A 10,967-nucleotide genomic window follows, 5' to 3' on the forward strand; every position below is an offset into this window, starting at 1 on the left:
AACGAAATTTTAAAGATTATTTAAGGATAAGACTGTGACACAATATATACGTTATTTTATCTTTACCATCACATTTTTTATATCGATGACGGGTTATGCTGTCGATCACATTACTTGTACTCTCACGAATAAGGGGATTCCTGACAAGTCTCAAGCAGGTCAGACTTATACAAATACGTATACGTGTACTAGCACTTACCCGGCGTCCTTTCCAGCGATTCAGTTAGTGGGTACAGTGGACAACCCGGCTGCGACAGTAACTGGAAGTTGCGCTACGCAAAAATTGGCTTCAGGCCGCAGCTGTCAATTTATGCTCAATGTTACACCCAAAAAAGGGACACAGACGTACCGTCTGCAAGTGTCAGTTGGCAGCTTATACTACATCAACCTCCCTGCCGTGACGACAACAGCAACTTCCCAACCCTCTTCTCCTACGATTACATGGCCCGGGTTTAATAGCGGTTTTGCGCAAGCTGATAGCACTGAAAATGGCTTTGGTGGTTTTCTTGCAAATGCTACCGATAGTTCAGGACATACTGTTACCTACACCTTTGCAATCATATCAGGTCCGGGAGTTATTGTTGGCATACAATCGGGTTATTTCACCTTAGCAGGCGTTAATGGAACTACTGTGATCCAGATAACAGCAACCGCAGATGATGCGGCTCCAGTAGCAGGAACGCCATTTACTGTTCAAGTATCTCCTATACCGATTAAGTCAATTGCTTTCCATAATAATTCCACCGAGACAATCTATCCTGTTTTTGAGGCGCCAATTCAGAATGTGGATGCATGGATGCAAGGCTTATTTGCTGTGACCAATGTAGGCACAGACACATTTACAGCCACTAAATTACACAGGGCTTATGTTAATGGAACCGTTGGAATACCTCCAGGGCAAACAACAGTTGTCTCTGTGCCGTTTTACAGTGATTTGGTTGCTAATCCGTCTGGAGGCAGTGTCCCAGATCAGTATGTAGATTGGTGGAAATCAATGCGCGTCTATCTCTATGATGTGCAATCGAACTTGATAGCATCACAGTCTTACGCCGGAGGTACTCCGATCACATTGCAATCTCCTGGCATAACGTGTATTAGTGGTTGCACAGCGCCAACATCCTATTTTAGCGCAACGGGGATACTGCCACTTAACGATCCTTATCAGTTAACGGAATACACTTTTGCGTCTGTAATTACGGGTTCGCCTCCTCCCTATCCAACTTATCTGGTTCAAATTAATTACGATATTTCCGGTGTTGATCAAATTTACTTGCCGGCAGCAATGGGACCTTTCGGTTCTAACCTGGTTGGTTATATGGGTTCGACTGCTACTCTGAACAACTTTAGGACTAATCTGAGTGATTTCGTAACTCAGACAGGTTGGCCTGTATATGCCAATCTTCCTTTCCCAAGAGTTCCTGGTGCCTTTAATGCTATGGTAGGCGGTTCGTCTCTAACGAGCAACACAGCTGTAACCACCTTGCTTACAAACAATTGGAATGCTTGTATCGCTGCTAATGATCCGAACTGTCTGGCTGTAAACAACTTGTTCCAGAACAACTGGACTGCCTGTGGTAATCCTGGATCTCCGCCGACAGCCCAATTACTAACTAATATTTACGGCTATGCATCTTTCTGCGCCGCCCAAGTACTACCTAGCAGCGGTGCAGCATTTAACTCCTATATAGCATTACAATACAATTACTTGACCATGCCTCCAGGCTATGTAGAGGACTTCAACCCTTATACTCAGCTTATACATCAAACCCTGAATATGAATGTATATGCCTTCTCTGTAGATGATTCCGTAGCTTTTGTCAGCACTACAGGCAACGGACTCAATATAACTGTTGGAGGTGCAGACGGCTTGACGAATCAACTGCAATTTAGTAACAGTGCTGTAACAGTGGTTAGTCCTGGTACACCAGCAACTAGCCCGTTCTTTACAAATTTTGGTGTATGCTGCCCATCATCAGGACAAACACCTGACTGCGCTGGAACAGCACCAAATCAATTCGCAGTAGGTGGCTCAATTACAATCGAATATCCACAAGACTATTATCCTTGTCAAATAACGTTACAGGATTCGCTCAGTAGAGTTTACCAATTCACACTGAACTCTGTTGCGCCATTATCGCAAGCAAATATTACGTCCTGTAGTTCTCCTGCTTCTAACCCTGCCTGGTGTACTCAATTTGGTTTTAGTAATCCGCCAGCTGTTCCACAATCAATTGTGAGTACCGGACCTCCTTAGCCGTAGTTTGTTTATAATTAGGGACAACGGCTACAGACAGCCGTTGTCCATTTAACAGTTAAATGATGACTTAAAAAAGATGGTATCTTAATGCTTACGTTAAGTTTCGATATAAAAAAAGGCTGGATTTAAAATTGAAGTAAGAGAGTTCTAGCGCTACTGATGTGATCGCGTGTTTTTGTATCATATCCTAGTTCAATATTATTTCGATGAATTAGACAGTTGCTATACGTAATACTTGAATGTATATTCACTAAGAGTAATTACATCTTCGGTTCGGGTGAGTCTACTTCATCCTTCGAACCAAACTTGGGGATAAACGTCTGGAAACGCGCTTTAAAATCAGCAATGGGCGAATGTCTTTCCATCAGCTTAATATGCTCCTCCGAGAGGCGTAAAGCCAAAGGTTCTTTACTCAATTGATTGTATGCCGTGTGAATGATACCCATCATTTTTGAACTGGTTGCGCCAAATTGCTTTTTGGCAGATTCCTCTATGGCGGATTCAAATCTTTTCTGAAGTTCAGTTAACTGTTCACTAGAGATGTCCTCAGTTTTATTCCATGTCAGCTCATGCATGTAGGCACAAAGATCTTTACAAGATTCTTTACTGGAATTGGCTAATAAATTGATCATTTCCCAGATATTTTTTATGTTGGTAGGGAGCTTTAATTTACTTAATGAAACTTTATCAAGCGCATCGATTTTCATGTCCATAAATCGATCTATTTGTGCATACTTTGGATGATGGTAAGCATAGTGATTCTTGGCTGCTTTTTGAATTACATGTGATTCTTGGTCGATTAATTTGGTTTTATCACCATGTCTCAAAATTCCATTTCCTTTTATCCTTTCAACAAGACTATTATAAGCATCAAGAGTTCTGTTGGCATCTTTATCGATTTCATCCTTTGGGGTGGCGCCCTTTGATTCAAGAAGCTGTGCTGCAAATCGTTCATAGTACTCTGCTAGAGTCTTTAGTTCAGTAGACATTACTTTACTGTAATCAGCAGGGGTAATTGTTTCAAACCCATTCTTATTAAAGGTACTGAGCAAATGAGTTTTTTCAGCAAAATCAAGCGCTTCAGATTGTAATTTGCGCCCTGCCTCTGTAGATGTTTTGAACATTCTATCAAGTGCTGGATCATATGAGGCTCTTGTGGATGCAAAAATAAGACCAGCAAGATAAAACAACTCACCATTTTTATCTACTTCTTCTCCTTTGTAGTTCCTCAGTTTTTCTTTAAAAGACTCATTTAAATCAAGTTGATCTATATTTTTTTAAGAAATTGTAAGATACTAATAGCTGTTGTTTGTGATATTGAACTTGCTTGTCCTGAGATGTCAGTTTCAAGTTTGGCTTTGAACAACCTGTTATTTCCATAGTTAAGGTGAATTGCTTGCAATTCCGTGAGTGTAAGACTCGATAGATTCATTGGTTTTGCTGATTCAGTTTTTGATTCCACGATATACCACCTTTTATTAACTTATGTGTTTAATTATAGAACAGCAAAATTGAATATGCTCCAGAGTTCTAATAAATCATGGAAGTATAGAATTAGTTCAGTACAATTTGATTTTAATGGTCATCCAGGGATAGATTTTTTGGAGAGAGCATCGACAGTTTAGATAAATTTACTACGGGGTTAAAAGAATACCCACAGACATTGGTTTAAGTACAATAAAGCTGTACTTGTATGTTAGGCTTTATCAAGTTTCGTATTTGCTTCATTTGTTTTTATATCCGAATATAAAACAACCTGATTTTTCCCATTTGCCTTTGCAAAATACAACGCTTTGTCAGCTGATTCGATTAATGCCTCTGCTGTGTGCCCGTGCGTAGGATATACGGAAATACCAATAGAAATAGTGATAGGACCTACATGTTGAGCACCGTATTTTATTTGTAGTCGAGAAATTTGATGGCTAATGCTTTCAGCACGAGTTTTGATCGTTTCCGCATCGGTGTCATAAAAAACAATAATAAATTCTTCGCCACCATAACGAGCGGCAATATCTCCAACACGAATATCATCTTGTAATACTTTTCCTAATTCCTTTAAGGCAGCATCACCCGCATCATGGCCGTACGAGTTATTTATTTTTTTGAAGTGATCTACATCCAACAGTAAGATTGAAAGCGGGGATTTAGTACGCTCTGCTTGATGAATTTGTTTTAAAAGAAAATCTTCTAGATAACGACGGTTATATAACCCAGTTAAAGGATCACGCATTGATTGATAACGGAGATTTTCTCTTAAGCGTACGTTTGCAAATGCTAAGGCAGTTAACTCGGAGAATGCATTAATTAAGAGTTGCTGATTTTCAGAAAATGCAAAGGAAGTTTCTTGGGTGAGTTCCAGATACAATAAACCGTAAATATCATTCTGAGCCATTAGGGGAACACAAAGATAGGTTGAGCTTTCTTCGCTTGAGACGTGCACATGATTGCAAATTAATTGATTGTGGTAATTAATACGAGAGTCAGTGCCGGTATGAAAATAAAATACAACAGAAATTTGCTGAATCGAGAATCTGTGACTAGCGAGTCTGGATTTTGCTTTTTGCTGTCTGCCATGGCAAGCCATTAATTGTTCTTCCCTTTATTCAATTATATATCATTATTCAGGCAATTCGTTGCAATAGGAAATTGTGAGTAAAAAGAAGCCATAATTTTTTATGGTAATTACAAAGACTTAGCACGGTTATTCAATCACAATACACAAAGTTATCCACAGGCAAAAAGTGACTTAAAAAACAACATCTTTTAAAATGCTTTAATTTTCAGTTGGTTACGAATTAAATCGTAATGAATATCGAAGAAAGAGTAAAGTTACTCACAATATATAAGTTATTTCTCTATATGCACTATGCGAACTTTGCTAAAATTACTTTGCAATAGAGCATCCCAATGGTTAAATAGTACATAATTATTTTCATGAATAAAAAAACAATGAATGAAGTTACAGAACGAAAAGCATTAACTGAGTTTACAGAAAAAGCGTATCTTGATTATTCAATGTACGTCATTTTAGATAGGGCCTTACCCCATATTGCAGATGGTTTAAAACCAGTTCAGCGACGTATTATCTATGCCATGTCGGAACTTGGTTTGAAAGCCACGGCTAAATATAAAAAATCAGCACGTACAGTCGGGGATGTCCTGGGTAAATTCCATCCGCATGGTGATAGCGCATGTTATGAAGCTATGGTATTAATGGCCCAGCCATTTTCTTATCGTTATCCTTTTGTCGATGGCCAAGGAAACTGGGGTTCTCCTGATGATCCTAAGTCTTTTGCGGCCATGAGATACACTGAGGCTCGATTATCTCCTTATGCGGAAGTGCTCCTTTCAGAGCTATTGCAAGGTACTGTTGATTGGGTTGACAATTTTGATGGAACGTTACAAGAACCCGCATTATTGCCAGCACGCTTACCTAATATCTTATTAAATGGTGCAACCGGTATTGCGGTCGGGATGGCTTCGGATATTCTGCCACATAACTTAACCGAAGTAGCCAATGCTTGTGTGCACTTATTGGATAATCCTCAAGCAGATTTGGCTGCAATTACCCAGCATATCAAGGGACCAGATTTTCCGACTGAAGCTGAAATCATTACGCCACCTGAAGCAATTGCCACGCTGTATGAAACAGGCAATGGCTCAATAAAAATGCGAGCGGTTTACAGCCAGGAAAAACAAAATATAGTGATCACCGCTCTGCCTTATCAGGTATCTGGTGCCAAAATAATTGAACAAATCGCATTGCAGATGCAACAGAAAAAATTGCCTATGGTAGAGGATTTGCGCGATGAGTCCGATCACGAACATCCAACTCGGTTAGTCATTATCCCGCGTTCAAATCGAGTCGATGTGGAAGGCTTAATGTCTCATTTATTTGCCACTACCGATTTAGAACGAAGTTATCGTGTTAATTTCAATATGATAGGACTTGATGGCAAACCCAAAGTAAAAAATTTACTGGATATCCTAACGGAGTGGTTGTTTTATCGATTAACTGTAGTGAAACGACGTTTGGAATATCGTTTGGTAAAAGTACTGGATCGTATTCATGTGCTGGAAGGACTACTGATTGCCTATCTGAACATCGATGAAGTTATCGCAATTATTCGTGAGCACGAACAACCGAAACAAGGATTAATGGCTCGCTTTAATCTCAGTGATCGTCAAGCCGAAGCGATTTTAGAAATGAAATTGCGCCATTTGGCAAAACTGGAAGAGATAAAAATACGTGGCGAGCTGGATGAACTTTGTGCAGAGCGAGATAATCTTCAAAACATCCTCGCTTCAGAGCAACGCCTAAAAGCGTTGGTTAAAGAGGAAATTATTAGAGACAGGGATGAGTTTGGCGATGGCCGCCGCTCTCCAATTATTGCCCGTCAAGAATCACAAGCATTAAAAGAAGAGGATATTTTACCGAATGAGCCTATTACTGTAGTGCTCTCCAAAAAAGGCTGGGTAAGAGCGGCTAAAGGATATGATGTTCTTGGTAGTGAGCTAAGTTACAAAGCAGGTGATGAGTTCAAAGCGCAAGCCATGGCGCGCTCAAACCAGCAAATTCTCTTTTTTGATAGCGAAGGTAAGGTCTATTCCTTGCCAGGCCATGTTTTACCCTCTGCTCGGGGCCAGGGTGAGCCTTTGACAGGTAAGCTTAATCCCGCCGAAGGTGCGTTGTTCGAAGCGGTAGCTGGAGGCGAGCCTGAACAATTGGTGTTATTAGCTTGTGATGCTGGATATGGTTTTATTGCCAAAATCGCCGATCTTTATGTAAAAAATCGCAACGGAAAGGCGTGTATTAAGCTGCCTGACGCTAGCCATATTTTGCCACCGCGAATACTACCTAAACACGATGAGTTGTTTGTTGCCTGTGCTACCAGCGCAGGTCGATTACTCATTTTTTCAGCCAAAGAAGTACCGGAATTATCGCGCGGGAAGGGAAATAAATTAATCAGTATCCCTTCTGCTAAAGCAGCATCACGCGAAGAGTATGTGATTGATTTGCAAGTGCTCTCAGCAGATGACTCACTCACCGTACATGCGGGAAAACGCCATTTTACGTTGAAAGGGGCCGACCTGGATCATTATAAAGGCGAGCGTGGACGTCGAGGCAATCGATTACCGCGTGGCTTGCAAAATGTGACTCAATTACAAGTCATTACCTCTGAATAATCTCTAAGCAATTGTAGCCTGGGTGAAGCGCAGCGTAACCCGGGTTTTCTGGACCTAAATAAACTTCTTTATCCCGGGTTACGCTGCGCTGCACCCAGGCTACACGTTTTTTACAGAGAGCGATCAGCTCGCTTCATCCAATATTTAACCTAATGATCTATCAAATAATTCGGAGTAATGATAAAGTTCTGGAAAGTAATAACGGCTAATCATTTCCAATAATGGAAAATTGTTTAGATAGGGAAATCTTAGCACCTATGTTAAAAATTTTTACCTTTGTTGCTTGCCTGCTACTGAGCGCCTGTTTCATGGTTGGGCCTAATTATAAAGAGCCCAAAAAACCGGTTGCTGCACATTGGCCAAAAAAGGACGCAACGGTAAAAGAGGCTCCATTTAAAACGATAAAATGGTGGCACGTTTTTCATGATCCAGTTCTTACCTCATTAATTTATGAAGGGTATTACAATAACCTAACAGTACAGATTGCCGGGGTAAGAGTGTTACAAACTCGCGCTCTGTTAGCGCAGTCGGTAGGCATGCTGTATCCACAACAACAGGCCGCAACCGGAAATTTCACCTATTACGAAATTGGTGGTGGTGAATTGCAAAAGGTTTTGCCTTCATCTTTTGAAACCCTCTCACTGGGGTTTGCCGCGAATTGGGAAATTGATTTTTGGGGTAAATATCGAAGGGCGATTCAAGCGAATGATGCTGCCTTTTTATCTTCGATTGCTGCATATGACAATGCTTTGGTTACCCTTACGGCGGACGTTGCCAGCACGTACATCCAGGTTCGTACTTATGAGGCACAAATCAAAGTAACAAAAGCCAACATCGTAGTACAAAAGGAAGGGTTAAAAATAGCCAAAGCGCGATATAACGCGGGTCAAACCAACTTGATTGATGTGGAGCAAGCACAAACAGAACTGTCACAAACCGAAGCGTCTCTGCCTCCGCTGGCAAATAGTTTGGAACAACAAAAAAATGCCATGGCACTTTTATTAGGTACAGTACCGAATGGTGTTGATGAACAGCTAAGGAAAAGCAAAGGAATCCCCAAAGCACCTTCAACGGTGGCGGTTGGAATCCCTATAGAAACATTGGCGCGTCGACCAGATATCTATCAGGCACGTATGGATGCCATATCGCAATCCGCTAAGATAGGCGCAACAAAAGCAAATCTTTTTCCATCTTTTGCCTTAAATGGAACATTTGTTTTTTCTTCAAACAGTATTGGGCAAAATTCACTTTCCGATCTGTTTAATTGGTCAAATCGCTCAATAACTGCAGGGCCGACCATGACCTGGCCAATACTCAATTATGGCCAAATCACTAACGCGGTGCGGGCACAAGATGCTGTATTTCAGCAATCCGTATTAAATTATGTCAATTTAGTTCTAAAAGCGCAGCAAGAAGTTCAAAACAATATTACGGCTTATATTGAAGCAAAAAAAGCAGAACGCGCCTTAACTCAAGCAAATACTGCTGCAATCAAAACACTGAAGCTCGCAATCATCCGGTATATTAACGGAGAAACAGATTTCACACCGGTGCTTAATGCGGAGCAGCAACAATTAAGTGTGCAGACTGCTTTGGTTAATGCACAAGCAAATATTCCGCTAGCCTTAGTCGCGCTTTATCGTGCGCTTGGCGGTGGCTGGGAAATACGTGGAACTAATGATGTGGTACCACCACAAATTAAAGCGGACATGGCTGCACGAACAAATTGGGGTACTTTGCTTAAACAGCAAAACCATGAGCCACCACGAACTAAAAAAGAAGCAATAAAGGAGCTTTATTTGCCTAAGTGGTAGAGGAGAAAGTCTCTCTTCTAGTGTTGAAAGAGAGGCTGGGTGAGCGAGGTGCGAATATACCCTCACCCTAACCCTCTCCCGATAACGGGAGAGGGGATACATTAAAATAATCCTTTTTCCATGTTAGGAGAGGGGATACATTAAAATAATCCTTTTTCCATGTTAGGAGAGGGGATACATTAAAATAGTCCTTTTCCATGTTAGGAGAGGGGATACATTAAAATAGTCCTTTTCCATGTTAGGAGAGGAATACATTAAAAAATCCCCTCTCCCGTTATCGGGAGAGGGGCGAGGGGTGAGGGTATATTAAGCATCAAACCTTCCTCTTTTAAAGAAAAAAGGAAATTTGGGAATAAATAAAATGGTATCGGGTATGAACTTTAATAAAGATTCGAAATCAGTCAAAATTGCAGGGATAGCTGTTGCTATTTTAGTTCTCATCTATTTGATTGTGCATTTTTTTGGCAAAAGCAATGTTCCAACGATCCCCCCGCCTAAAGTCGTTGTGCAAAAGCCAATACGAGCAGAAATGGCGGAATATGTTACCCAAACAGGCAATACGGTAGCATTTAATTCTGTTAATCTGGTTGCGCGTGTTGAAGGCTACCTTGATTCAATTGAGTTTGTTGATGGCACTTTTGTTAAAAAAGGAAAAGAGCTTTTTGTCATTCAGCCTGAGCCGTATTTTGAAAAACTTAGGGCGGCTAAGGCGACTGTCGCTGCAGCAAAGGCATCACTTGTTTATAACAAATCAGAATATGCACGCCAACAGCGTATGTATAAAGAGCATGCTACCTCCCTAAATGAAGTAGAAAAATGGTACGCCAAAACCCTAGAGATTGCCGCAGAATTGGATAAATCAGAAGCCGAAGAAATAAACGCGGCAATTAATTACAGTTATACACATATTTCCGCCCCTTTTGATGGCAGAATTGGTCGACATTTAGTTGACGTTGGCAATCTTGTGGGCCACGGTGAAGCGACGAATTTAGCAACTATTGAGCAGATTGATCCCATCTATGTTTACTTTAATTTGAATGAAATCGATTTAATTAAATTGCGTGCAGCAGCACGTGCACATGGATTTAAACCCGAAGATATTAAACAAATTCCTGTCGAAGTTAGCTTACAAGGCGATACTACGTTCAAGTATAAGGCAACACTTGATTTCGTGAACACGGGTCTTAATGCGTCTACAGGCACCATGGAGCTCCGCGCGCTTTTGCAAAATAAAGATTATGTTTTTGTACCTGGACTCTTTGTGCAGGTACGTGTGGCGATATCCAAACCAAAAGAGCAACTGACAGTCCCTGATTCCGCAATTCTTTACGATCAAATCGGCGCTTATGTATTGACCGTGGATAACAACAATGTCGTTGTGTCGAAAAGGGTCACTTTGGGTAGCGTGGAGAATGGAATGCGGGGGATCGCTTCGGGACTTAATGCCCAAGACAGAGTAATTATTGATGGCCTGCAATATGCAACTCCAGGTAATAAGGTTGCGCCGCAAGAGCAGGCAACACAAACGAAAGAGAGTCAAGCGAATAAAAAGAATGAAGAGGCGAAGCATTAATTTAGATGTGTCAGGGAGCGTTATTCGGGTAGGGGTGTAAGTATACCAAACGTTCATAAAAGTACGTGTAGCCTGGGTGAAACGAAGTGAAACCCGGGTTTCGGTCCTTCGGACCTTCACCCAGGCTACCCACTAA

6 protein-coding genes and 1 pseudogene are annotated in these 10,967 nt (G+C 41.1%); 4 read left to right on the forward strand and 3 right to left on the reverse strand.

Translation table 11 applies throughout. The features are described 5' to 3' along the window. The first annotated feature begins 34 nt into the window (after window positions 1-34). Window positions 35-2,254 carry a hypothetical protein gene (locus Lstg_RS03575; protein ID WP_058476296.1) on the forward strand — a complete coding sequence of 740 codons (2,220 nt, stop codon included), beginning with the start codon at window positions 35-37 and terminating at the stop codon, window positions 2,252-2,254. Between the two features lie 263 nt (window positions 2,255-2,517). On the opposite strand, the gene Lstg_RS03580 is transcribed toward Lstg_RS03575, so the two are convergent. From Lstg_RS03580 to Lstg_RS03590, 3 genes and pseudogenes are all read right to left on the reverse strand, one after another. Beyond that, window positions 2,518-3,381, reverse strand: a complete 864-nt coding sequence (locus Lstg_RS03580) for a hypothetical protein (RefSeq protein ID WP_133129183.1) — start codon at window positions 3,379-3,381, stop codon at window positions 2,518-2,520. A gap of 143 nt (window positions 3,382-3,524) precedes the next feature. Then, complete coding sequence (locus Lstg_RS03585; RefSeq protein ID WP_058476298.1) at window positions 3,525-3,719, reverse strand: hypothetical protein; 195 nt, start codon at window positions 3,717-3,719, stop codon at window positions 3,525-3,527. Between the two features lie 234 nt (window positions 3,720-3,953). Continuing rightward, window positions 3,954-4,751, reverse strand: a pseudogene (locus tag Lstg_RS03590) (GGDEF domain-containing protein); the annotation flags it as partial. Between the two features lie 440 nt (window positions 4,752-5,191). Between Lstg_RS03590 and parC the strand changes: the two are divergent. The 3 genes from parC to Lstg_RS03605 all read left to right on the forward strand — a co-directional run bounded on the left by parC (window position 5,192) and on the right by Lstg_RS03605 (window position 10,831). Then, the gene (gene parC / locus Lstg_RS03595) at window positions 5,192-7,444 is read left to right on the forward strand and encodes a DNA topoisomerase IV subunit A (protein ID WP_058476300.1); all 2,253 of its coding nucleotides are present in this window, start codon (window positions 5,192-5,194) and stop codon (window positions 7,442-7,444) included. 257 nt (window positions 7,445-7,701) lie between these two features. Continuing rightward, window positions 7,702-9,258: an efflux transporter outer membrane subunit gene (locus Lstg_RS03600; protein WP_058476437.1), complete on the forward strand. Its 1,557-nt coding sequence runs from the start codon at window positions 7,702-7,704 to the stop codon at window positions 9,256-9,258. Window positions 9,259-9,631: 373 nt separating this feature from the next. After that, the gene (locus tag Lstg_RS03605) at window positions 9,632-10,831 is read left to right on the forward strand and encodes an efflux RND transporter periplasmic adaptor subunit (RefSeq protein WP_238585366.1); all 1,200 of its coding nucleotides are present in this window, start codon (window positions 9,632-9,634) and stop codon (window positions 10,829-10,831) included. Window positions 10,832-10,967: the final 136 nt, after the last annotated feature.

Source organism: Legionella steigerwaltii, from assembly GCF_001468065.1.
Classification (GTDB): domain Bacteria; phylum Pseudomonadota; class Gammaproteobacteria; order Legionellales; family Legionellaceae; genus Legionella; species Legionella steigerwaltii.